Source organism: Novosphingobium sp. PASSN1, from assembly GCF_002278815.1.
Genome location: NZ_NKIS01000008.1, coordinates 24,976 through 48,360 on the forward strand (window position 1 = coordinate 24,976; position 23,385 = coordinate 48,360).

At 64.9% G+C, this 23,385-nt stretch carries 22 protein-coding genes and 1 pseudogene; 3 read left to right on the forward strand and 20 right to left on the reverse strand.

Annotated elements, in window-relative coordinates; genetic code table 11:
* Nucleotide 1: 1 nt before the first annotated feature.
* The 5 genes from CFE35_RS14050 to CFE35_RS14070 all read right to left on the reverse strand — a co-directional run bounded on the left by CFE35_RS14050 (nucleotide 2) and on the right by CFE35_RS14070 (nucleotide 5,609).
* Nucleotides 2-376 (reverse strand): hypothetical protein, encoded by a 375-nt coding sequence (locus CFE35_RS14050; protein WP_292931358.1) that lies wholly within the window; start codon nucleotides 374-376, stop codon nucleotides 2-4.
* A 12-nt stretch (nucleotides 377-388) separates the two neighbouring features.
* The gene (locus tag CFE35_RS14055; protein ID WP_292931360.1) at nucleotides 389-1,609 is read right to left on the reverse strand and encodes an aromatic ring-hydroxylating dioxygenase subunit alpha; all 1,221 of its coding nucleotides are present in this window, start codon (nucleotides 1,607-1,609) and stop codon (nucleotides 389-391) included.
* Nucleotides 1,610-1,787: 178 nt separating this feature from the next.
* Nucleotides 1,788-3,086, reverse strand: coding sequence for an acetamidase/formamidase family protein (locus CFE35_RS14060; RefSeq protein WP_292931362.1), 1,299 nt, complete (start codon nucleotides 3,084-3,086; stop codon nucleotides 1,788-1,790).
* A 183-nt stretch (nucleotides 3,087-3,269) separates the two neighbouring features.
* A complete protein-coding gene (locus tag CFE35_RS14065) occupies nucleotides 3,270-4,445 on the reverse strand; it encodes a cytochrome P450 (RefSeq protein ID WP_292931363.1) in 1,176 nt (391 codons plus the stop codon).
* A 258-nt stretch (nucleotides 4,446-4,703) separates the two neighbouring features.
* Nucleotides 4,704-5,609 (reverse strand): LysR family transcriptional regulator, encoded by a 906-nt coding sequence (locus tag CFE35_RS14070; RefSeq protein ID WP_292931365.1) that lies wholly within the window; start codon nucleotides 5,607-5,609, stop codon nucleotides 4,704-4,706.
* A gap of 93 nt (nucleotides 5,610-5,702) precedes the next feature.
* Between CFE35_RS14070 and CFE35_RS14075 the strand changes: the two genes are divergently transcribed.
* Nucleotides 5,703-6,887 (forward strand): acyl-CoA dehydrogenase, encoded by a 1,185-nt coding sequence (locus CFE35_RS14075; RefSeq protein ID WP_292931367.1) that lies wholly within the window; start codon nucleotides 5,703-5,705, stop codon nucleotides 6,885-6,887.
* A pseudogene (locus CFE35_RS14080) lies at nucleotides 6,887-8,020 on the forward strand (CaiB/BaiF CoA-transferase family protein). The gene CFE35_RS14075 and the pseudogene CFE35_RS14080 overlap by 1 nt, the downstream one beginning before the upstream one ends.
* Nucleotides 8,021-8,030: 10 nt before the next feature.
* Here CFE35_RS14080 and CFE35_RS14085 read toward each other — a convergent pair.
* The 11 genes from CFE35_RS14085 to CFE35_RS14135 form a co-directional block, all read right to left on the reverse strand.
* On the reverse strand, nucleotides 8,031-8,405 hold the full coding sequence (locus CFE35_RS14085; protein ID WP_292931369.1) for a nuclear transport factor 2 family protein: 375 nt from the start codon (nucleotides 8,403-8,405) through the stop codon (nucleotides 8,031-8,033).
* Nucleotides 8,406-8,451: 46 nt separating this feature from the next.
* Nucleotides 8,452-8,754, reverse strand: a complete 303-nt coding sequence (locus CFE35_RS14090) for a hypothetical protein (RefSeq protein WP_292931370.1) — start codon at nucleotides 8,752-8,754, stop codon at nucleotides 8,452-8,454.
* The gene (locus tag CFE35_RS14095) at nucleotides 8,742-9,527 is read right to left on the reverse strand and encodes a VOC family protein (RefSeq protein WP_292931372.1); all 786 of its coding nucleotides are present in this window, start codon (nucleotides 9,525-9,527) and stop codon (nucleotides 8,742-8,744) included. Before CFE35_RS14095 ends, CFE35_RS14090 begins: the two co-directional genes overlap by 13 nt.
* A gap of 97 nt (nucleotides 9,528-9,624) precedes the next feature.
* On the reverse strand, nucleotides 9,625-10,659 hold the full coding sequence (locus CFE35_RS14100) for an Ldh family oxidoreductase (RefSeq protein WP_292931373.1): 1,035 nt from the start codon (nucleotides 10,657-10,659) through the stop codon (nucleotides 9,625-9,627).
* A gap of 21 nt (nucleotides 10,660-10,680) precedes the next feature.
* Nucleotides 10,681-11,559: an alpha/beta fold hydrolase gene (locus CFE35_RS14105; RefSeq protein ID WP_292931374.1), complete on the reverse strand. Its 879-nt coding sequence runs from the start codon at nucleotides 11,557-11,559 to the stop codon at nucleotides 10,681-10,683.
* Between the two features lie 39 nt (nucleotides 11,560-11,598).
* Complete coding sequence (locus CFE35_RS14110) at nucleotides 11,599-12,390, reverse strand: fumarylacetoacetate hydrolase family protein (RefSeq protein WP_292931376.1); 792 nt, start codon at nucleotides 12,388-12,390, stop codon at nucleotides 11,599-11,601.
* Nucleotides 12,391-12,767: 377 nt separating this feature from the next.
* A complete protein-coding gene (locus tag CFE35_RS14115; RefSeq protein ID WP_292931378.1) occupies nucleotides 12,768-13,409 on the reverse strand; it encodes an FCD domain-containing protein in 642 nt (213 codons plus the stop codon).
* Between the two features lie 116 nt (nucleotides 13,410-13,525).
* Nucleotides 13,526-14,170 (reverse strand): hypothetical protein, encoded by a 645-nt coding sequence (locus CFE35_RS14120; protein WP_292931380.1) that lies wholly within the window; start codon nucleotides 14,168-14,170, stop codon nucleotides 13,526-13,528.
* A gap of 127 nt (nucleotides 14,171-14,297) precedes the next feature.
* Entirely contained in the window at nucleotides 14,298-14,723 is a 426-nt protein-coding gene (locus tag CFE35_RS14125) for a cupin domain-containing protein (RefSeq protein ID WP_292931382.1), read from the reverse strand.
* 259 nt (nucleotides 14,724-14,982) lie between these two features.
* Nucleotides 14,983-15,177 (reverse strand): hypothetical protein, encoded by a 195-nt coding sequence (locus CFE35_RS14130; protein ID WP_292931384.1) that lies wholly within the window; start codon nucleotides 15,175-15,177, stop codon nucleotides 14,983-14,985.
* Between the two features lie 255 nt (nucleotides 15,178-15,432).
* Nucleotides 15,433-15,615, reverse strand: a complete 183-nt coding sequence (locus CFE35_RS14135; protein ID WP_292931386.1) for a CsbD family protein — start codon at nucleotides 15,613-15,615, stop codon at nucleotides 15,433-15,435.
* A 416-nt stretch (nucleotides 15,616-16,031) separates the two neighbouring features.
* Here CFE35_RS14135 and CFE35_RS14140 point away from each other — a divergent pair, with 416 nt between their 5' ends.
* A complete protein-coding gene (locus CFE35_RS14140) occupies nucleotides 16,032-17,150 on the forward strand; it encodes an OmpA family protein (protein ID WP_292931388.1) in 1,119 nt (372 codons plus the stop codon).
* A 74-nt stretch (nucleotides 17,151-17,224) separates the two neighbouring features.
* Here the strand turns inward: CFE35_RS14140 and CFE35_RS14145 are convergent, their stop codons facing one another.
* From CFE35_RS14145 to CFE35_RS14160, 4 genes are all read right to left on the reverse strand, one after another.
* Nucleotides 17,225-21,502 (reverse strand): chemotaxis protein CheB, encoded by a 4,278-nt coding sequence (locus tag CFE35_RS14145; protein ID WP_292931390.1) that lies wholly within the window; start codon nucleotides 21,500-21,502, stop codon nucleotides 17,225-17,227.
* Nucleotides 21,503-21,725: 223 nt separating this feature from the next.
* A complete protein-coding gene (locus CFE35_RS14150) occupies nucleotides 21,726-21,917 on the reverse strand; it encodes a Thivi_2564 family membrane protein (RefSeq protein WP_292931392.1) in 192 nt (63 codons plus the stop codon).
* A gap of 182 nt (nucleotides 21,918-22,099) precedes the next feature.
* Nucleotides 22,100-22,768, reverse strand: a complete 669-nt coding sequence (locus tag CFE35_RS14155; RefSeq protein ID WP_292931394.1) for a hypothetical protein — start codon at nucleotides 22,766-22,768, stop codon at nucleotides 22,100-22,102.
* Nucleotides 22,769-22,818: 50 nt separating this feature from the next.
* Nucleotides 22,819-23,226 (reverse strand): glycine zipper 2TM domain-containing protein, encoded by a 408-nt coding sequence (locus CFE35_RS14160; protein ID WP_292931396.1) that lies wholly within the window; start codon nucleotides 23,224-23,226, stop codon nucleotides 22,819-22,821.
* Nucleotides 23,227-23,385: the final 159 nt, after the last annotated feature.

Here is a 23,385-nt window from a genome sequence, read left to right on the forward strand (position 1 = left end):
ATCAGCGCGGTCCGTTGGGCGGGAGCGCCTGCCAGGTCTGGTCGCGGCCATGCACCGCGATGAAACGCTGCTCCTCGAAGGCATAGGGCACGCCCACACTGCCCCGGTAGAACTCGATGTGCGGCGCCACTTCGGCCAGCGAGAGCGCGATGTTGAAGATGCCCTGATGCGATTCCGGCAGTTCGCCGAGCGGGTATGCGTCGCAGGCATCGAGGATCGCCTCCATGTGCGGCAGCACGCCGCCATAAAGGGCCTGTAGGTCCGTCTCGCCGGCTTCGCGGCGCGCGCGGGTGCGTTCGTCGGCGGTGGCAAGGTTCCAGCGGGCGAAGAGGATCAGGGCCTCGAAGCCCGCAGGGACGGTCATTGGCTGGGTCATGCTCAGGGTCCTTCAGGCGTTGATGTAATCGTCCACAACCTTGCAGTTGTGGCGGATCAGGATCTCTTCATCCTGCAGGTGCTGGACCGTCTTCGCGCCCGAAAGCATCGCGCGATAGGTGTCTTCCATCGTCGCGGTATCCTCGAGCCAGGCATTGCGCTGGAGCACCATCGACCGCTCGAAACCCCACAGCTCGCTATAGGTGCGCGGCTTCTTGAGGTAGTATTTGCCCTCCCACAGCGTCTTGTCGTGCGCGATCGGCCAGAACTGGTGGGTGAACCAGATCCCTTCGGACACGTGCAGCAGCACGCTGGGAAACAGCACGCTCAGCTCGAACGCCCAGTCCGGCTCGCGGTTCGGGTTCAGCGTAGGCGGCAGGCTCGTGGCGCCGCTCTGCACGGCCAGCGATCCGCGTGATCGCGCGTTCGCCAGATCACCGACCGGGGTACGCGGCAGGTTGTCGATCTGGAGGCGGACCGAGCAGGTGCGGTGCGGGCCGAACAGCTGCACATCCTCGATCGGCCCCTCGAACACATTGGGGAACGATCCGGCGTGGATGGTGTCGACATGATAGGCCTCGGCAAAGGCGTCCGAGGCGACCTTCCAGTTGCAGTTGAGCGTCGTGTGATAGGTGAAGCCGTGATCGCAGGCGGCGAAATCGAAGCCGCCGAAGTGATCGGCGTAGCCACCGAGGAAGTCCTTGAGCGACTGGACCGGGCCGGGATCGACGTTGACGAAGACAAACCCGGCCCACGTCTCGCAGTGCACTTGCGTCAGGCCGTTCTCCGCCTTGTCGAAGCAGCTGTAGAACCGCTCTTCCTGCGGGACGTTCACCAGTTCGCCCTGCGCGTTGTAGACCCAGCCGTGGAACCGGCAGGTGACCACCCCGGCGCGGTTGCGCCCATAGGTTTCCTGCCCCGTCTCGGTCACCACGGTGTTGCCGCGGTGCGAGCAGGCATTGTGGAACGCGCGGATGACCTTGTCCTTGCCGCGGATGATGATCACCGAGGTATCGGCAAGGTCCAACCGGCGGACCTTGTATGAGCCGACCTCGGGAACTTCCCGTTCCAGCGCGACGTAAAGCCACTGCTTCTTGAAGATCTTCTCTTTCTCCTTCTCGTAGTACGCCGGGTCGATGTAGGGCGCGACCGGCAGCGGCTCCTGCCCAAGCTCGGGGTACTTGCGCGCCCAGCGGCCGGGTGCCTTGTCGATCTGAAGTGCCTCTGTTGCCATGCTCGCTCTCCTGCGCCTGTCACCCTTGGGGCAAACCGGGCGCGCTGATGGTTTGGACTGGCGCTGCGCGGAGGACATGCCCTCCGTCAGCAATCCCGCGTCAATGCGCTAACCCCGCAGGCCGCCGCGCCGCTATCCCGCGACTGCACCGCCCTGCACGGGAAGCGCACAATTGCGCTCAGCCATACTGTTCCTCGACGAGATGGAGGATGCCGAGCCGGGCGAGGATCGGCTTGGGGCACATGAAGGTGACCCGCACCACGCCGGGCAGGCGGCTGATCTCGATGGACCCCGCGATGGTCGCGCGGTTCAGCACTTCGTCATAGGGAATGCCCGTGATCCGCGCTGCGCGGTCGAGGCCGTTCTTGGTCGCATCGTTGAGGGTCGCACCCGATCCGATGAAGGTGATCGGCGCATTGTCCTCGATCTCGTTCTGGCCGTATTTCGCACCCAGCGCGATCACGGCCTCCCGCTCGGCGGCATCGAGCGGACGGGCGAGGAACGGGACATCATCAAGGTTCTGCAGCAGCATCGGGCCATCAAGCGCGAGGCCCTTGATCACCTCGACTTGCAGTTCGACTTCCCCGGCGACATCCGTGGCATGCCCGGCGATCTCCCCGTTGCCCTGCTGGGCGTGCATGTCGCCCATGTAGATCCCGCCGCCGGGAATCTTGACGGGGCAGATCAGGATCGCGCCTTCGCGGACGCTGTTCGTGTCCATGTGGCCGTCGGTCTTGTGCCGGTCGAGTTCCTCCTGCGTGAAGCTGTAGCCATGCGGCGCATCGAGCAGGAACGTGCCGAAGTCCCCGGCATTGTGCGAATCCGGCAGATCGCGCGAGGGCGATGTGCCGATGTTGCCAAGGAAGGGCCGCATACGGGCAGCAAGACCGGCAATGTCGGCGCGGGCGAGCGAGAGGATCGAATGCTGGCCTGATGCCTCCGGCAGGGCGGCGTTGACTTTCGCGTCCTGCGCCAGCGCCTCGGCGACCTCCTTGTTCACGGTCAGCGAGACCTGGTTCTCCCGGTCGAGGACGATCACGTAGCCATTGCTGAAGCGGAACGCGCTCACCTCTGCGCCGCAGCTGTCGCAATGCACCGCATCATCGCCAATGCCCTCGACATGGCTGGAAGGCGCGGTCGTGCCGCAAGCGGGGCACAGCTTGGCCACGAACGGATCGCCGACATAGCGGCCATCGACGAACTCCATAACGCCTGACGAGGTCGCCAGCGACGTGACGCGAACCTTGCGCAGGCGAATGGCAATCGCATCGCCGACTTCAGCGCCTTCGACGAGGACGGGCCGGGTGACCTCGTGTCCGCCCTGAAACTTCGGGGTGATCATCGGCCCCCAGCAGCCGGGCGGTGTGCCGGTGCGGATCACGCCGCCATTGCGCACGGTGGCCGCCGGTGTGATGCCGGGCCCGACGATGCCGCCGCTATATTCGTAGACCCCAACCTCGTCGCGAACGCTCGCCATGATCATGCTCCCTCAGGCCCGTGCCGACCTCTGTGCCGAGCGGACTCATCGCTCGGTATCGGCCGTCATAGGTGGAGGACGAATGCAGCCAAAAGGCTGCCAGCGCAGGAATTAGCCGCTCAGCGAAGCAAACCGCCGATGCCGCCCGGAACAGGCAAGCGGAGCGAGCTAACGCCCCGACTCTCAGTTCCCGATCAGCCGCAGATCCAGCCGCTCAAATCCCCGCAGCATCATGCTGTTTGCCCGGACCGCGCCGATCAGCTCGATGGCATCAACCTCGCGGACGATGGCCTCCAGCATCACCGTCAACTCGAGCATCGCGATATTCGCGCCGACGCAGCGGTGAATGCCGCTGCCGAAGCCCAAGTGATCGGACGCATCGCGGGTGATGTCGAAACGGTCTGGATCGGCATAGCGCCGTTCATCGCGGTTGGCGGCGGGCAGCACGGTCATCACGCGGGAACCGGCAGGCAGCGTGCAGTCGCCGATGGCATGGTCCCTGCGCGTTACCCGCGAAAAGCCGCGGGCAGGCCCTTCGATCCGCAAGGCTTCGTTGATGCAGCGCGTGATCAAGGTGGGATTGGCCTTCAGCAGCGCCCATTGATTGGGGTTGCCGGCCAGCAGCCACAAGATCGTGCCCAGCGTGTAGATCGTCGTATCGAGCGAAGGCGTGACGTAGCCTTGCAGGATGGCCTGCGCCTCGGGCGCGGTGAGCTCGCCGCACGCGACCGCCGCCCAAAGCTCGGCGGCCCAGCTGCCCTCGCGCATGCGGGCGGGCAGTTCGGGATCACTGATGAAGGCGATCATTTCCCCCATTGTCGCAAGGGCTTGCCCGGTATCGGGGACGGCAGCCGCGCCCATCGAGTTGAAGCCCGCATTCGCCCATCCGAGCATGCGCTGGCGCCCTTCCTCCGGAAGACCGACCAGTTCGGAAATCACCCGCAGCGGAAGGTGGCGGGCGAGCAGTTCCATCGCATCGATCGGGCCAGAGCCCACCACTTCGCGGACACGTTCGCTGGCCAGTTCGGCAAGGCGGCCGCGCATCTCGACCAGCCGCCTCGGTGCGAGCGGCCGAGCCAGCAGGTCACGAAAACGGGTATGGTTCGGCGGGTCCGATCCGATCGGGGTTCCCGCCATGAAGCCGTTGCAGATATCATTGAGCGCAACGCCGTCCGCCGAACTGAAGACTTCCCAATTGCCCAGCGCGGCTTTCACGTCCGCATGGCGGCCCATCGCGTAGAGGCCATAACGGGGCATTTCGCAAACAGGGCCAATGTCGCGCAGCAGGCGGTAGGCTTCGAACGGTTCCGCCACGATCTCCGGTGCAATCAGATCGACGTCAAAGCGCGGAATGGTCATCGTTCATCCTCCCGAGCTGTCTGCGCAGCCCGCCTTTCCCTGCCCTTCCCAGCTCGATTCGCCTGGCCCCGCGCATAGGAGACGCTCGGCCTTCGCCTGCCAATATTTTCGCAAGTTCTCCGCCCCCCTCTGCAGGACAGGACGGACGAGATTAATTTCCCCGAAATTCCCACATTTTTTAGGCTTATTTCCGCCTTCAAACGCGAACTCTACGCCAGTTCATTATTTACGAACTTATCTGAATCCCGTCATCTCCCATCAAATCTGCCACCCCTCCCGCATCGGCAGATCGGCGCGCAGGATGGACTCGACTGCACGCGCCGGAGCGTCGTCGCGATAGAGCAGCACCGTCTCGATCCGGTCGTCGAACCCGGCGATGTCGCGGAAGGCGATGTTGGCGAGCCCGATGTTCCGCAGTGAGGCTGGCGCCAGCACGATGCCGTGGCCAGAAGCAGCCAGCGCCGCGGCTGTGACGAAATCGGCTGTCCGCACGATCTCGCCCGCCATGAAGCCACCGGCGGCGCACAGGCGTTCCAGGTTCTCCGCCAGCCCCACCTTCTCCCGGAATTGCGGGATGATGAAGCGCTGGCCCTGCAAGGCTTCCGGCGAGAGCGCGGCAAAGGCAGCGAGCGGGTGATCGGCCGGCATTCCCACAACCAGAGGCTCGCGGTGAACGCGCAGCGCCTTGCAGACGGACGGAAAGGCCAGCCGGGGGCGGACCAGCCCGATATCCAGCCGCCCCTCACCCAGCGCGGCGAGTTGTTCGGGCGTCTCCATCATCTGCAGGTCCACCGTCACATCCGGCAGATCCCGCGCAAGCGCCGAGAGGACCGCGCCAAGCACGCCGGTCATCGCAGCCGAAAAGATCGCGCCGATGCGCAGCGGCCCGGCCGTCCCGCGCGCAAGGTTGCGGCCCACCCGCTCCGCCTGCTGCAATTGCACCATCGCCGCCCGGGCCGTGGGCAGATAGCTTTCGCCCATGCGGGTCAGCTTCACCCGGTTGCGGACCGTGCGGTCCATCAGGTCCGCGCCCAGCTGATCTTCCAGCCGCTTGAGCCGCTTGCTGACAACGGACTGCGCAACGCCCAGCTTGTCTGCCGCGCGCGAGAAGCCTTGCGCGTCCGCAATGGCGAGAAAGGCCGCCAGCCCCTCGATATCGATCACCTGCTATTCTCCATCGCGATAACAACGAACAGAAATGAGCATTGTCGAGATAGCGTAGGAAGCGCAATCCTTCTGCGCAAAGGAGACACGGTTGTGAGCAGCGCGGCGCATTTCAATTGGGAAGACCCCTTCGATCTAGACGGCCAGTTGACGGACGATGAGCGGATGATCCGCGATGCCGCGCACGGCTTTGCGCAAAGCGAACTGCAGCCGCGCGTGATCGAGGCGTTTCGCAACGAGACGGCCGCGCCCGAGCTGTTTCCGCTGATGGGCCGCGCCGGATTGCTCGGCATGACCTTGCCCGAACAGTATGGCGGCTCGGGCGCCAGCTATGTCGCCTACGGCCTCGTCGCGCGTGAGATCGAGCGCGTGGATTCCGGGTATCGCTCGATGGCGTCGGTCCAGTCCAGCCTTGTCATGCACCCGATCCATGCGTTCGGTTCGGAAGCCCAGCGGATGCGCTATCTGCCCGGCCTCGCCGCAGGCACGCTAATCGGCTGCTTTGGCCTGACCGAGCCGGACGCCGGCTCCGACCCTGGCTCGATGCGCACCGTCGCGCGGGCGGACGGCGATGGCTTCGTGCTGTACGGCGCCAAGACCTGGATCAGCAACGCGCCGTTCGCGGATGTCTTCGTGGTCTGGGCCAAGAGCGAAGCGCATGGCGGGCGCATCCGTGGCTTCGTGCTCGAAAAGGGCATGAAGGGCCTTGCCGCGCCCAAGATCGAGGGCAAGATTTCGCTCCGCGCCTCCACCACCGGGATGATCCTGATGGACGAAGTGCGCGTCGGGCCAGATGCGCTGCTGCCTGAGGTCGAAGGGCTGAAAGGCCCGTTCGAATGCCTCAACCGCGCGCGCTACGGCATTTCGTGGGGCGCGATGGGCGCTGCCGAGTTCTGCCTTGCCGCTGCCCGGCAATACGGGATGGACCGCAAGCAGTTCGGCCGTCCGCTGGCCGCGACGCAGCTTTACCAGAAGAAGCTGGCCGACATGATGACCGACATCGCCTTCGGCCTGCAGGCATCGCTGCGCGTTGGCCGCCTGATGGACGAGCACCGTGTCGTCCCGGACATGATCTCGATGGTCAAGCGCACCAATGTGGGCAAGGCACTCGATATCGCCCGGATGGCGCGCGACATGCACGGAGGCAACGGCATTTCGGAAGAATATCAGGTGATCCGCCACATGGTGAACCTCGAGACGGTCAACACCTACGAAGGCGCGCACGATGTCCACGCGCTGATTCTGGGGCGGGCGATCACCGGCATTCCCGCGTTCTGATGGAGCAGGCCGCCACTGCCCCGCTCCACGGCCTCAAGGTCATCGAGTTCGCGCGCGTTCTGGCAGGCCCGTGGGCTGGCCAGATCCTCGCGGATCTTGGGGCGGAGGTCGTGAAGATCGAAAGCGCCGCGGGCGATGATACGCGCACGTGGGGGCCGCCGTTTGTCGAGAACGCAGATGGCAGCCACGACGCGGCCTATTATCACGCGACCAACCGGGGCAAGCGCTCGCTGGTGCTCGATCTTGGCGATCCTGCTGACAAGGCCCGCGCCTTCAGCCTTGCCGCCGAAGCCGATGTGGTGATCGAGAACTTCAAGCTGGGCGGGATGGCGAAGTTCGGCCTCGATTACGCCAGCCTCGCGCAGGTCAATCCCCGGCTGGTCTAATGCTCGATCACCGGCTTCGGGCAGGATGGCCCTTATGCGCCGCGCCCGGGGTATGATTTCATCGTGCAGGGCCTGAGCGGAGTCATGGACCTGACCGGCGATCCGCAGGGCCAGCCGCAGAAGATCGGCGTGGCCTTCGCCGACATCATGACCGGCCTTTATGCGACCATAGCCATTCAGGCCGCGCTGGCGGAACGCGAACGATCCGGCCAAGGCCAGCATATCGACATGGCCCTGCTCGATGTGATGACCGGCGTTCTCGCCAATCAGGCGATGAACTACCTCGTCTCCGGCAACACGCCGACGCGCATGGGCAACGCGCATCCCAATGTCGTGCCCTACGCTGTCTTTCCGGCAGCCGATGGCTGGCTCATCATCGCGGTGGGCAATGACGGCCAGTTTGCGCGGCTCTGCGCAGGCATCGGCATCGAAGCCCAGCCGCAATGGAGCACGAATGCCGGCAGACTGGCCGACCGGGTCGCCTTGACGGAAGCTCTGGAAGCGGCCACCCGCCTGTGGAAGCGCGACGATCTCCTTGCAGTGCTGGAAGCGCGCGGGGTTCCGGCCGGGCCGATCAATTCGGTCGATCAGGCGTTTGCCGATCCGCAAGTGCGCCACCGCGGACTGGCGCTGGAAATGGCGCGCGCCGATGGGCAGGTGATCCCCGGCGTGCGCCTTCCCATCCGTTTCTCGCGGTCTCCGCTGGCCGAGGCGAAGCCGTCCCCGGTGCTGGGCGAGATGGAGTGATGCCGCGCCGTCAGGGCGCGTAAGTCTTGGTCGCCTGCCACGCAAACAGCCGGGGATCGTGGTCGCGGTAGATCGCGGTATAATCCAGCTGCGTGACGAGCAGGCCCGCCGCGCGCGAGAATTCCATCTCCACCTGCCCGAACACCGCGACAAAGCCCGGCTGCTCTGAAACCGTGCGCGCGATCATCCGCAGCCGGCGATAGACGCGTTCGCCGCTGGCGATGCGGCGGATCACTTCCGCCTTGTCTTCCACCATGCCGTCGGCGTGGGTGTAGTGCAGGTCATCGGCCAGCAAGGCTTCGAGTTCGGCGACGTCGTTCGCCTCCATCGCGGCAAAGCGCCGGTCTTCCAGTTCCAGCGCGATGGCTGTGCGGTGCTCGGTCAAGTTCGCCTCACGGGTTGGTGTAAATCGTCACGGTGCAGTGTCAGCTTCATTCAGGCGTCGGGATCACGCTGAAGTTCGAAAACCCGCCGTGCCGGTTCACGATCCCGGCCAGCACTTCGTTGATGCGGTCCAGCGGCAAGCCTTCCTGCCGGAACAGGCCGAAATCGAGCGTCCCGGCGCGGATCATCTCGGCCAGTTGCATCCCCTCCACGGTGGTGAACCAGACCGAACCGATGAACGACTGGTTCCAGTCCATCATCTTGTGGGCATTGATCGGCACCCGCTCTGCCACCGCGCCCACATTGACGATCCGGCCCGTGCGGCGCAGCGTGCGCATCACGTCGAGCATCTGTGCCGCCGTGCCGCCGTGCCGCCCGGCCCGACGCAATCGACCGCCAGATCGACCCCGTCGCCTTCGGTCTGATCGATAGCCCAAGGGCGGACCGGTCCATCGTCGGTCGAATGGGTGAAGATTCGCCCGGGGGCGAGTTGCCGCAGTTCCTCCAGCAGCGCCTTGTTGCGGGCCACCGCGAGGATCTTGGTCGTCCCCAGCGCCAGCGCACACAGCACCGTGGGCAGCCCCAGCGTGCCCGTTGCGCCGTTGATCAGCGTGACCACATCCGGCCCCGCGCCGCCCTTGCGCAGCGCGGAATAGCCGGTGCCGGTATAGCCGAGCCGCGTCGCCTGCTGGCAGGTGACGTTGTCCGGCAGCTTCACGCAGCCATTGGCAGGGGCGACCATGTATTCGCACAGGCCGCCAAAGGGATAGCGATCGAAGGTTTCCTTCGCCTGTTCGCTGAAACCGAGGTAGATCTCGATGCGATTGCCTTCCGGGTCGTTGAAATAGACCGACCACGCGTTGCCATGGTTCAGCCCGATGGCATCGCTGGCACCAGCAGCCAGCGCCTTGTCCCGCAAGTCGCGCAGGTCTGCCAGATCGCTAACCTTGAACGATATCTGCATCACCGTGCTGGGGGCATCCGGTTGCCGGCCCGATGCCAGCACGAGCTGGTGGTGCTGATCGGCGCTGCCGGTCATGAACCCCACATCGTTGCGGAAGACCGCACCGACGCCGCGATCGGTCACCACAAGACCGAACACATCGGAATAGAACCGCTCCATCGCCGAGAGATTCCAGACGAAAATCCCGAGGTGTGCGAGTGCCGCGCGTGCCTTGATTATCCCGATCCTTCCGTCCGTGTCCGGTTCGTTGCGAAAGCTATGCCAGTGCCGCAGGCACGGTGATCCCAAGCCGGCTGGCCAGCTCCGCCAAGCGCTTTGCGGTTCCCGCAGGGAGCGGAATGCCTTCCGCCGAACGGACTACCTCGGTCCGCGCGCCGCGTTCCCCCGGCAGCACTACCGCATCGAAGCCCGGCGCAGGCTCAAGCCCGTGGATGGCGCGCGCCAGTTCGACAACGCTTTGCGAAAGCGCCTCGGGCGCACCGAAAGCCGCCGGATCGACCGCAAGGACCATGCCGTTGAAGCCGCCGCCCTTGGCTCCGGTCAGCGCAGGCGCGATATTGGCGTTGCGCACCAGCAGACTGCAAAGCACCTCGATCATCAGCGAGAGGCCGCTGCCTTTCGCCCCGGCCATCGGCAGCAGCACCGCCGCTGCCTGAGGATCCTGTGTATCCGCGCCGTTCGCATCGACCGCCCATCCTGTGGGGATCGCGCGCCCCGCATCCTTGGCCGCCATGATCTTGCCCAGCGCGACCGCCGCTGTCGACATATCGAGGATGATCGGCTCGCCATCCGCACAAGGCACCCCGATGGCCAGCGGATTGGACGAGAGCGCCTCACCCTTGGCCCCATGATAGCTCATCAGCGGCTTGGACGCGGTCATCGCGATGCCGATCTTGCCCTGCTCGGCCAGCTGGCGAACGAAATAGCCGATGGCCCCGGCGTGCGACGTATCGCGCACACCGCACCAGCCCAGACCGAGCACGTCCGCCAGCGCCGCAGCTTCGCCAACCGCGCGGTTCATCGCCGAAGCCCCCGGTGCCTTGCCTGCATCGAGCACGACGATGGCGCCCTTGCGGTGAACCTCGGTGATCGCCGCATCCGCTTTCAACAGGCCGAGTTCCAGCATCTCGACATAGCGCGGAATGCGCAGCACCCCGTGGGAATCGATCCCGCGCAGGTTTGCCCAGACCAGCAGGTCCGCCATTTCACCAGCCTGCGCCGCGCCAAACCCGCCCGCACGGAGCAGCGCCTGCGCGTACTGCTGAAGCTCAAGATGCCCGATCAATGCCATGCCGTGCTCCTCAGCAATCTTCTACTGGCCCAGCGGCGAGGGGAAGAACTTGTCGAGCCAGCCCTTCATCATCGCCTTGGTGCGCGGCGCATCGGCGGGCGCAAGCGGAAAATGCGCGGTCGTGTCGATCAGCATCAGCTCGGTCGGATGCCCGGCCTTCTCGAACATCCGCACGGATTCGATGGTCGGCGTGATGGTGTCGTTCGCAGTGTGGAACAGCAGCAGCGGGCGCGGCGCGATATTGGCGACCACGTCATCGGCGCGGAAGTTCATCATCGACCACGCCGTCTCCGTGGGAATCTCCATAATGGCCTTGGGCGAAAGGTTCTTGCGCAGCGCTTCCGGGATCGGAACGGCATCGAACCGTGACATCCACAGGCTTTCGCCCGTCGCCTGCTTGTGCCGCCGCCCGTCCTCGAGGATGCCCATGAACTTGTTCCACGAGGCTTCGGTGGGGTGTTGCCCGCGGAACTTGCGCTCGCCGTTGCCCCAGCCGCAGCTGGAAAGGCAGCACGCCACGCGGGAATCAACGCCCGCCGTGTAAACCGAAACCGCCGCGCCGAAGCTGTGCCCGGTAATGCCGATCCGCTCGGGGTTTACCTCGGGGCGCTTGGCCAGCCCGCTCAAGGCGTTCTTGGCATCGGCAACCTGATCGAAGCACCGCACTTGCCCGCGTTCGCCTTCGCTTTCGCCGCAGCTGCGAAAATCAAAGCGGAGCGCGACATAGCCGAACGATTCCATCATCTCGGCCTGGATCTGGGCGTGGCTTTCATCCTTCGAGCCAACAAAACCGTGGCACACGATGAACGCCGGCAATGGCTCGCCGCAATAGGCATCGGGCACATGGATGACCCCCGAAAGCGTCAGTCCGTCCGAATCAAAGGTTACCGCCTCTTGCAATGTCGTTCTCCTCAGGATCGGGGCTGTTTCGAAGCAGGCTCAAGCTGGCCCGCAAGCGCTGCCTGCCGCTTCGTCGCAGACCATGTTGTGCAGCACGCCGATGCCGCTGATCTCGACCTCGACCACGTCGCCAGCCTGCAGAAAGAGCGCCGGATCGCGCGATGAGCCAAAGCCCGATGGCGTCCCGGTCGCGATAATGTCGCCCGGCGCGAGGGGCGTGAACGACGAGAAGTAGGCAATGAGCCACGCAATATCGAAAATCATCCGGTCCATGCCGATGGCCTGCCGCACCTCGCCGTTCACGCGCGTTTCGAGGCGCATGGCTGCCAGATCGGGCAGTTCGTCGGCAGTGACGAGCCATGGCCCCATGCTGCCGCTGCGATAGAAGTTCTTGCCTGGCGGAAACTGCGTGGAATGCTTCTGCCAGTCGCGCATGCTGCCATCGTTCAGGCAGGTATAGCCCGCAACGTGATCCATCGCCTGTTCGCGGCCGATCCGGTAGCCCGGCCTGCCGATGATAACCGCGAGTTCACCTTCGTAGTCGTATTTTTCGGTGAGCCGAGACTTGGTCAGCGGCTGGCCATGGCCGGTAAAACTGTCGGCAAAGCGCGTGAACACCAGCGGGTATTCAGGCACCGGCTTCGCACCCCGCTCAGGCTCGTGGAAATTGGTGACAACGCACAGTACCTTGCCGGGATTGGGCACGGGCGGCAGCAAGCTGAGGTCTGCAAGGGCAAACCTTTCAGCCTGGCCGCCGTCCGGCAGGTCGGCCAGCCAGCTGGTCGCCAGCGCGGATTTCAGATCAACCGGCGCCCCGGCAAGGCGGGTCAAGCCTGGTCACCTCGCCATCGACGACGCGGCCATAGGCCTGCTCGCCATGCAAGTCGAAGCTGACCAGTCTCATTCCGACTCCCCTCCCCCAGACGATGGCGCAAGCGATTTGCCACCGCCCGTTCAGGCCACCTGCAAGGCCGTGCACGGCCGCACGAAACCCCATGCCGATGCCTGAGTCGAAAATACTGGGTTATTTCGAAAATTAGATCGGGATTTTTTGCCTAGGCGCGAAGAATGTCTAAAAATAAGCCATTATCGCCCGATTGCCCACGGAATTTTTCTTTCGAAATTATCGAAAATACAGCTGAACACGGTTGAGTTGGGCGCAAGGCACACCTGCTTTGCCGTCCTTCGCACCCCTCGCGCAGATCAGGTCAGGCCTGAACTTCGGCGAGCGCCACATTCAGCCCGTTGCGCAGCACGTTTTGCGCCACTTCGCGGATATGCCGCTCCATCAGATCGCGCGCGACGTCGATGTCGCGGCTGAGCACGGCTTCCATCATCACGCGATGCTCGCCCGATTTGCGGCGCGGCTCCTTGCGCACCAGCGCCGAAATCCGGCGATACCGCCGCGCCCGTTCGAACAGGAGATGGCGCAGCTCGCTCAAGGTTGGCGAACCGGCCGCGCCAACCAGCGCGTCATGAAACTCCATGTGCAGGCGGTCCCACTCGGGCGTCGTGCGCAATTTCTCGCCCATCGAATCCTCGAGCCGGTCGAGCTTGTGGAAGGCCGAAATAATGGCAGCCTCCCAGTTGGCATCGCCGCGTTCCATGGCGCGGGTGACGCATTCAAGCTCGAGCACCACGCGTGCGTCGGTGATATCGAGCAGGTCTGCTTCGGAAATCGGGGCCGCGAAGAACCCGCGCTGCCCTTCGGCGATCACCAGACCTTCGGAGGAAAGCCGCGAGAGCGCCTCGCGCAAGGTGGAATAGCTAACGCCGTAAAGCCCGCGCAGGGCCTCGAAGCGCAACTTGTCACCCGGCTTGAGAACGCAACTGATCAGGTCTTCGCGCAAACGGCGCAGCAGTCGTTTGCCAGCGCCCCCCCCGAAAGGAAATGGGATCGCAGGACGGTCGAGTTCTCGGATGTCAAACGAACCTCATTTTCAAAGCGCGGGTCATGCGGTCTTGCTCAGAGTACAGGCCCCTGAGCATCGTGCGCGGCGCTTTCGCGTTTCACTATACGACCGACAATGCGGCGCGCCAAGACAATCCCCTTGTCGGCCCGCAGCACCAGCGAAACATCATCGGCCAACGAGGAACTGCCGAACCTTTCGAGGTTCGCCTGCTGCCTCTCGAGCACGTCCTCATCCTCGGCGAAGGCTGCCTTCGTCATCATGTCCCACATATCGCGCACTTTCCCGTCGCCGCGGTTGCGATAGACCGACTGCGCCCAGAAATAGTGGCAGGTATTGTCTGAAGCGGGCGTGAGAATATTGGTGTTGAGCACGATGGCCCCTTCCGCCTCGCGCTCCCTCCCCTCGGGCACGGCGCCGTGGACGAGGATCATGATCCCCGGCGCCTGCCAGTAGGTTTCGAGGAAATTGTCGAACAGCGACACCGTCTCGTCGAGCAGATAGCCATCGCGCAGCGGGCGCGACATCGCGTTCTTGAACGCGAAGAAATCGGTCAGCCGCTCCTCGCCCACGGCCTTCACCACCCGTTCGGATTCCAGCACGCCCGCATTGTCGAACGTATCCGCATGAACGAACGCGGTGTGCGTAAGGTCGAGCAGGTTATCGACCGCCAGCCGTTCGATAGAGCGCCATCGGCACATGGCAGATCATGCGCTAAAGCACGCCGCCGGGGGCGATTTCGCGGGTCATCGCCGCGACGTACCAGCAGTTTTTCGGAATCATCGCGATCCTCTCCTTTTGCTCTCGCGAGGCAGCGGTTTTGCTGGCTCAGGTTTCTGACGGAAGCGCAGCACCAACCAGCACGAACACCATCGTGGCATCCCGGTCCCCGCGATTGCGCCAGGCATGGCGCGTGCCGCCCTGAATGACGACATCGCCCTGCTTCAGATGCTTTTCCGCACCGTCGTCGAGCTCAAGCCAGATCTCGCCATCGAGCACGATCTCGTAGTCGATCGAGGCGGTGGTGTGGGAACCGCCCCCTTCGGGCTCGAACTGCTCGATCAGCCCCGGAATGTGCTGCGCGGCCTCGGCCCCGAACTGGCCGCCGTCGAAGCGCGGGTCCGCGAAGATCGTGTCCGGCGGGAAGCGAACCATCATCAGCCGGGTTTCGCCGGGCGCAGGCGTGGCCCGGTGGCCTGGCGCGGGCTCATCCCCGATGCGCACCGGCAGGCCCCGCACCTTTGGCGGCAGCATCAGCTACCGCTTCTGAGGGAAAATCCTAAGCAACACGAAGCCGGCCCGCCAACCAGCGGGCCGGCTTTTTGGTGCGGCCCAAGCATCGGTGGAGGGGCATCCAGCCCATTGGATGCGCACATCCAGATCGTGTTGCACAAGTTCCGCTTGCATCCGGGGCGCTTCGGGCATCGGCAAAATCCCGGCACTATCATGCACTAAACACCACCATCGGCCTGCTCTGGAGTCTTGCCACTGGCAAAGTTCTCACCGTCTCCGTTTACCTCGCCTGCCGCTCAAGCTCGCTCAGGGCGAGCGCCAGATCGGAGTAGACGTATGGGCCGACGCGGTACTCAGGCCGCAATGTCATGGTCACGCCGGGCGGCAATATCAGCGCTGGTTCCGGCACCGAACCACCCTCGCTTTCCCACGATTCGATCTCGCCGGTATCATCGGACGCATAGTGATCGCGCATGCGCTGGATGCGATCCGCATAGTGAGCAACGTCGGCAGCTTGCTTCCGATCCGCCCTGCGGCCTCTGGACGGGCCAGTCTCCATCACGGCACGCTGGTGGGCGCTGAGCAGTTGGTTCAGATCCATGGTGTTCTTGCGTGCCTTTTTCTGAGGAGGGCAGGCACTAAGAGGCCGGATGCGCGATCCAGCGCACCCGGCCTCACTTTCCGGCCCGTCCGTGCCGGGAAAGTGGGCTCTTGTCTGGAAAGGCGCAGGCTACTTCTTCAACGCATCGCGCGCGGCGTCCTTCATGCGGCCCGCCGCCTGCCGGACTTTGCCGACCACCTGATCCGCCTCACCCTCGACGGCAAGCTTCGTGTTGCCGGTAGCCTTGCCGACGCCTTCCTTGATGACGCCCTTGGCCTGTTCGATCGACCCGGCGATTCTGTCCTTGTCCATTGGCTGAACTCCTGCCCGGGGCCTGCGAAATGCATGGCCCGAGGCAGCGGACTAGGCTGATTGGCCCAGAGCCGCAGGCTTCGGAATGTACCCAGGCGCTGCGCATGGGTAGTTTCCGAGGCTGTGCCGCGTCCTGCCGGGGGCCTATCTGACAATTGCGATGCCGGCGATGGCCCCTTCCCCCCCATTTCCCAGGGGCCTGGTCGCAACGGGAAGGTCTGCGACCCACCCACTCCCGCGGCATTTCACTTAGAGCCGGCGGTTGCATGCAACCGCCGGCTTCCCTTTCGCGCTGCGGAGGGAGCCTGTGGCCATGCAGCATGAGCACCCCTGACAGGGCGAACCGGCCCTGTTCAATCTTCCCTCTTACCCCGTGGCCGCATTGTGCGATGCCACCCATAACGATCGGATATCTCATGAGGAAAATCATCGTCAGCCTGTTGCTGGCTTCGAGTGCGCTGGGCGTGACAGCCCGCGCCAATGAAACCGGCCCTTACATCACCCTTGAAGGCGGTGTGGTCAAACAGGAGCATTCGGACGTCTTCAGCGGCGCCGGTTACGAGCACACCAACCGGTTCAAGACCGGCTGGGAAGCGGGCGGCGCGCTGGGCTATGATTTCGGGCACTTCCGGCTCGAGGCAGAGGGTTTCTATGCCCGTTCGCTGTTGAATGATCAGACCCGTCCGCTCGGCACTCCCCTGCCCAACGGCACCTACGTCCGTGGCGCCGGGCTGTTTGGCCGGACCAGCACGGTTGCGGCGATGGGCAACGCGCTCATCGGCCTTGGCCAATGGGGTGGGATCAAGGCCTATGCCGGGGCCGGTGTGGGCTATGCTACCACCAAGCTCAGCGAGAGCGTGCCTTTTGCGGTCAAGATGAATGACCGCGCGCACGGCTTTGCATGGCAAGCGATCGCCGGCGTGACCGTACCGCTCAGCCGCACTGTCGATCTGGGTGTGAAGTACCGCTATTTCCGCCCCGACGGCGCGGACGAGTTCATCGCCGCCGATGGCACCGCGCGGACGGCGCGCCTGCGCTCGCACGCGCTGCTCGCAACGCTGACGTTCAATTTCGGCGGAAAGACGGAAGAGCCGGAACCCGAGGCCGTCATGCCGCCCCCGCCTCCTCCGGCTCCGCTGCCACCGCCGCCGCCGCCCCCGCCGCCACCGCCGGTTGCCGCGGTCTGCAATCCGGGTCCGTTCATCGTGTTCTTCGATTGGGACCGGTCCGATATCTCGCCCGAGGCGGCCAGCGTGCTGGACAACGCGGTGCAGGCTTACGGAAACTGCGGGAATGTCGGCATCATGCTCGCGGGCCATGCCGACACTTCGGGCGCGCCGCGCTACAATCTGGGGCTTTCGGAACGGCGTGACGGCGAGGTCAAGAGCTACCTCACTGGGCATGGCATTTCTGCCGGGGTGATTTCCAGCCAGGCTTACGGCGAGACCAAACAGCGCGTGCCCACGGCCGACGGAGTGCGCGAAGTGCAGAACCGCCGCGTCGAGATCAGCTACGGCCCCGGCTCTGGCTTCTGATCGAACGCGCAGCGCAAGTGCTGCAAATGGCAAAATGATATGGGGCCGGCACGTTGCCGGCCCCATTTTCGCGTTCAGGTCTCGACCATCAGCACCTTGCGCGCCAGTTCCAGCAGCGAGCGCACGGCCATGCGGTGCATGATCTCGGCGCGGTGGTTTTCGACCGTGCGCTGACTGATGCCGAGATCGGCGGCGATGTTCTTGCTGGGATGGCCGGCGAGGACCATGTCCATCACCTGCTTTTGCCGGGCGGTGAGCGCGGCGAAGCATATCGCCGCCTCGGCCTGCGCGACATCGGCGATGGTGGTGCCCAGCGATTGCTCGGTCGCGCGGTCAATGCTGTCCATCAGCGCATCGCGCCCCACCGGCTTGGTGATGAAATCGCAGGCCCCCGCGCGCATGGCCGCGACCGCAAGGCCGATATCCTCGTCCCCGGTGATCAGGATCACCGGCAGGTGATCGCCGCTCGCGCGCAGCTTGCCGAGGAGGCCGATGCCACTGAGCCCGGGCAGGTGTGCATCCACCAGCAGGCAACCCGGCCGGCCCTTTTGATAGGCCGCGAGAAAGTCTTCGGCATTGAGGAAGTCTTCCACCTCGCGGCCATGCGCGGTGAGCAGATTGCGGATCGCTTCGCAGACATGCGGTTCGTCGTCGATCACATACGTCACCGGCACGACTTGCGGGGTGTGGCCCGGCGGCAAGGCGACGACCGGGTTCGGCGCCGGCGGACACAGCGATTCCACTGCGCGCAGCAGCGCAGCGGGGTTTACCGGCTTCTTGAGATGGATGCAGTCCGCCTCGGCAATTGCGGCCTTCGCGGTGTGGGAGATATCACCGGTGAGCACGATGGCGGGCAGCGGACGCTGCATCCGCACCCTCAGCGCCATGAGCAGGTCAACGCCGCTCTGCCCCGCCGGCAGGTTGTAGTCGGTCAGCAGGATGTCAGGACGGATTGCCCCGGCCCCGATGAGGCGCAGCGCTTCGGCCGCATCAGGGGCGCAGCTTACCATGTGGCCATTATCGCGCAGCATCTGGGCGACGAGCTCGAGCAGATCGGGATCGTCCTCGACGACCATGATTGCCGAAGGGCGCGCGATGGGTTTGGGCGCGGTTTCGGGCGACGGATCGCGCGGGGGCGGCGGAGGCAAGTGTGTTACACCCTTGCGCAGGGGAACTGTGATCGCGAAGACCGATCCGCGTCCCGGCTCGGAGCGTACATTGACGGGATGGCGCAGCAGCCGGCCCAGCCGCCGGACGATCGACAGCCCGAGACCAAGGCCCAGCCCACTTTCGCGCGCCGGGTTATCGACCTGGTGGAACTCTTCGAAGATGCTTTCGAGCTGCGAGGCCTCGATGCCGATGCCGGTGTCCCACACCTCGATGCGCAAGGTTGGGCCGCGCCGCCTGCAGCCCATCAGGATTCGCCCGGTGCGCGTGTACTTGACCGCATTGCCGAGGAGGTTGCGGACCATCTGCTCAAGCAGGCGCGGATCGCTTTCGACCCAGGCCGTGCTCGGCATGAACCGCAGCGAGAGATCGCGCGCTTCGGTGACAGCCAGAAACTCGCTGTGCAGGCGTTCCAGCATCTCGCCCACGGGGAAGACCACTGGCTCTGGCTGCACCGCACCGGCCTCGATCTGGCTGATGTTGAGCAGCACATCGAGCATCCCCGAAAGCGCGCCGAGCGTCTTGTCGAAGCGCGCCATGAGTTCGGCGGCACGTTCGCCGGTCACGTTCGGCGCAAGGAAATCCTTGAGCAGGGCGAGCGCCTGCAGCGGCTGGCGCAGATCGTGGCTGGCCGCGGCCAGGAAGCGCGATTTCGCCGCATTGGCGCGCTCGGCCTCCAGCTTGGCCTCCTCCAACGCTGAGGTGACATGCTTGCGGTCGGTGATATCGGCGAAAGTGATGACCACGCCTTCGATACGGCTGTCATGCGCACGATAGGGGAAGATGCGGCGAACGAACCAGGTGTCGCCCGGCGCGCGGACCTCGCGCTCGATCGTTGCCTCATTGCCCAGCACGCGCTGCGCATCGGCCAGCAGCTCGGGGTCTTCGGCGATGAGCCTGAGATCGGCCAGCGGGCGGCCGATATCGCCGGCAATGACATTGTAGAGCGGAGTGATCGCCGGGGTGAAGAAGCGGATCCGCAGCGCCGCATCGAGAAACATCGTGCCGACGTTGGTGCTGAACAGCACGTTCTGGAGATCGTCGGAAGCCAGTCGCTGGCGATCGAGCGTTTCCTGCAGCTGGCTGTTGAGCGCGGTGAGTTCCTCATTGAGCGATTGCAGCTCTTCTTTCGAGGTCAGCAGTTCCTCGTTGGTGGACTGGAACTCCTCGTTGATCGACAAGGCTTCCTCGTTGATCGCCTTCTGCTCCTGGATGGCCACCTCGCGGTCACGGATAGAGGCTTGCAGTTCGGCATCGGCTTCCGCAAGTTCACGCTCCAGTTCGGTGATCCGGCTGGCCTGTTCCGGGGAGGGATTGTCCGGCACCACAGGACTGCCTGCCTGCTGCTGCGCAAAGCAGACCAGCAGGAGTTCCTCCTCCGCTTCGACAAGGCGTTCCACCGTGATGCGGACATGCGCCTGCGCGCCGCCGATCATCACCCGCGCAAGGCCGCCATCGACGAAAGGCGTTTCCGCACTGGTACGGTTGATCGCGTGGCGCAGGCGGGTGCGCAGCGCCGGCGAGGCCATCGCGAGCAGGTCCTGCGTGGGATAGCCGGGCATGATCTGGAGGAACCGGTGCGTCGGCCCCATCGAGAACAGGCAATCGTTGTGCCGGTTGATCAGCACGGCAGCGGGCGCGTGGCTCGCCAGCACCGCCCGCTCGCAGATTTCCCCGAAATCGCGCCGCGCGGCGGGCATTTCGCGCGCCGCACCCGTGACGATAGGCAGCTTGCCATCGAAGCTGAAGGGGAAGCCCGCTTCTCCCGGCCGTGTCCGCGCGACATGACGGTAGAAGCAATCGGCCCGCGCAATGGGCTCGAACCGGCCATCGGGCTTGCCGATCGTCTCGGTCGTACCGAGCATCAGGACGCCGGCTGCGCGCAGCGCAAAGTGGAACAGCGCGATCACCCGTGCCTGGGCAGCGCTATCGAGATAGATCAGCAGATTGCGGCAGGAAATCATGTGAAGCCGCGAGAACGGCGGGTCGGTCAGCACATCCTGAACCGAAAACACGACATGCCCGCGCAAGGCGGGAACAACCCGGTAGCCAGTCTCTTCCTGGGTGAAATAGCGTGCCAGCCGCTCGGGCGGGATCATGGCGGCGCTATCATGCGGATAGAGCCCTTCGCGCGCCGTTGCGATGGCATCGGGATCGAGATCCGAGGCGAAGATCTGCAACTTGATGTCGCGCCGCGCCTTGGCCAGCGCGTCATGGCAGGCCATCGCGATCGAATAGGCCTCCTCGCCGGTACTGCAGCCCGCCACCCAGATGCGCAGGGCCTGACCCGCGACCAGCCGGTCAAGCAGTTCGGGCAGGATTGCGGTTTCCAGCGTCTCGAAAACCTTGGGATCGCGGAAGAAGCTGGTGACGTTGATGAGCAGCTCGCTCGCCAGCAGGGCACATTCGGCAGAATCACCGCGCAGTCGTTCGGCATAAGTGAGCATGTCGCCCGCGGACATGCCGTGCAGCGCCATGCGACGCGCGATGCGGCGGGTGATCGTGCCGGGCTTGTAGTGGCTGAAATCCTGCCCGGTAGTGTGCCGGAGAGCGGCGAGAATGGCGGCGAAGCCTTCGGCGCTGCCGGCTGGTGTGGCCGGGACTGCGGCAAACCCCGGAAGCGTGACGCGCGCGGCAAAAGCGAGGATCGCCTCGGGCATATCCGCCAGCGGGAGGGCCGCATCAACCAGCGCGGTATCGAGCGCGGCCTGCGGCATGCCGGGATGTTCAGCCTCGCTGATGGACTGGGCGAGGATCAAGCCGCCGGCATCGTGGAGCGCGGCAAGCCCCTGACTGCCATCGCCGCCGGTGCCCGAGAGGATCACCGCCGCGCTTTGCCGCCCGCAGGAGGCTGCCAGCGAGCGGAGCAGCCAATCGAACGGCAGCCGGGCGCCGTGCCCCGCCTCAGGCGCGGAGAGCCGCAAGGTGCCCGCACGCACCGAAAGAAAGCGCCCCGGAGGAATGACATAGACATGGTTCGCCGCAAGCGGGCAACCGTGCACGGCCTCGACCACGGGCATCGCGGTATGCTCGCCCAACAGCGGCGCCATGAGGCTTTCGTGCTGCGGATCGAGGTGCTGAACGACTATGAACGCGCAGCCTGTGGTGCCCGGCAGCGCATCGAACAAGCGCGAGATCGCCTCAAGCCCGCCCGCCGAAGCCCCGATCGCGATGATCGGCAGCACCGGCCTTGGCGGGACGTCGTTCCTCGGGGATGTGGGACTTGTTTCGCGTGGTGGGCTTACCACCGCGCGGTTGAGGTGGGGAACCTCCTGCGCCCGAGGGGCCAGGCCGGAAGTCTGCGGGTCATGGAATACCTCTTTCGATAGGTACGCCTAACACACTTCGTGAGCATGGGCCTCATACTGTTTGACTAGACTCCTCCGCAGCAAAGCGCGGCGGCAGCGATCAGTTGCCGATACGGATGGCATTGAGCGAGGACAGCAGGCCCAGCACCTGGAGCAGCCAGAGCACGACCGCGATCACGACCACCGCGTTGAGGATGGATTTGATCTTGCCGTCCATCGGCAGGTACGTGTTGATCAGCCAGAGCAGGACCCCGACCACGATCAGAACGATGATGAGATTGATAAGCGACATGAGGCGATACTCTTGCTGAAGCCCCGTCGATCGGGACCGGTTTGGTACGGCAAGACCGTACCGGAACTTCGCCGCAGCTGAGGTTCCGGTACGGTCCCGTTTGTCTTGGCCCGATCGTGCGGGAGGGAAGACATGATCGGGCCATGACGCGGTCAGTGGTGAGGAGGCCCTGAGGCCACGGCTCAATCAGGGGCTGGCGCGGTTCCTGCGTTCTGTGGGTTGCTGGTCGCCGTTTCAGTGCCCGGCACGAAGCGCAGGTGATCGGACTGCTCGTCAGCGGTGGCATGATCGGGAAAGCGATAGGGCGCCCCCATATACTGCTGGATCACCGGTTCGCCGGTGCGCTCGCCCCGTTCTCCGTAAAGGCGGTGCAGTTCCTCCATCTCGGGGCTCTTGCTGGGAAGGTCCTTGTCTTTGCGCTGCTCCCGCTCGCCCCACGCGGGGCGATAGGCGCGGTCAGATTGCGACTGCCAGCGCTGGCGTTCGCCGTAGAACCGCCGCCCCGTGTAGTGATTGTCCCAGTAGGAGCCGAACGAGAACGTGGTGACGCCGACACCCATCCCGGCACCAATCGCGCGGCGCCGCCCCTTGTGAACCACGCGCAGGGCGTTGCCCGCGATCCACCCGCGATCGCTGCCGGATGTAACATCACACCAGCTCCAGTCTCGCAGGCAACCATGGACATCGATCATCGCCCCGCGGCGCACCGTGCGCAGACCGGGATATTCGCGCAGCGGCCCGGTATGGATCCGCGCTGCACTGGCGGCATAGCCGTGGATGCTCTGCGCGGCGGCCGGGGCAAGCGGCAGGGTGGCGGCGGCGAGTGCCGCGATAGTGATGACACAGCGCAATGGACAGATCCTTCCCTGATGCGCGGAATGAAGCGGGGCGGAGCGCCGGCTCAGCGGCAACGCACGGTCCGGCTGCGGTCGATCTGGCGGCCGGCGACACCGCCAACGGCACCGCCGAGCACGGTGCCAAGGACTTTCGATCCGCCCGGTGCAATCACGTTGCCGAGCACGCCCCCCGCAACCGCGCCGACGACGAGGCCGGTGGTCCCATCCGACCGGCGGCAATAGTAGCGCCCGTCGTTGCCGCGATAGAGCCGCTCGTTGTTGCTCATGCGCCGTTCCCGATAGCGGGCGGTATCCTCGCGGTAATAGCGCTCGGCTTCGTAGCCGCCGTAGCTCGGATCGGGGCGGGCGTAGTCGTAGTTGCGCCACTGCGAGTTCATGGCTTCAGTTCCGCCATAACCAGCGCATCCGGCAAGGAGGCTTGTGGCGACGAGGCCCATAATGACCATTCGCATCGGGTGGTTTCCTTCAGAGACGAGCAAAAGACGACGGGAAGACAAAAGCAGGCCGCAACGACCTGACGCCACATGGGGCCTGGCAACCCTAGGCTTGCGCGGGATCGGCAACAGGATCGGAAACTACCCAAGCCGCCCCGCTGCGCCGCGCCAGCCGCG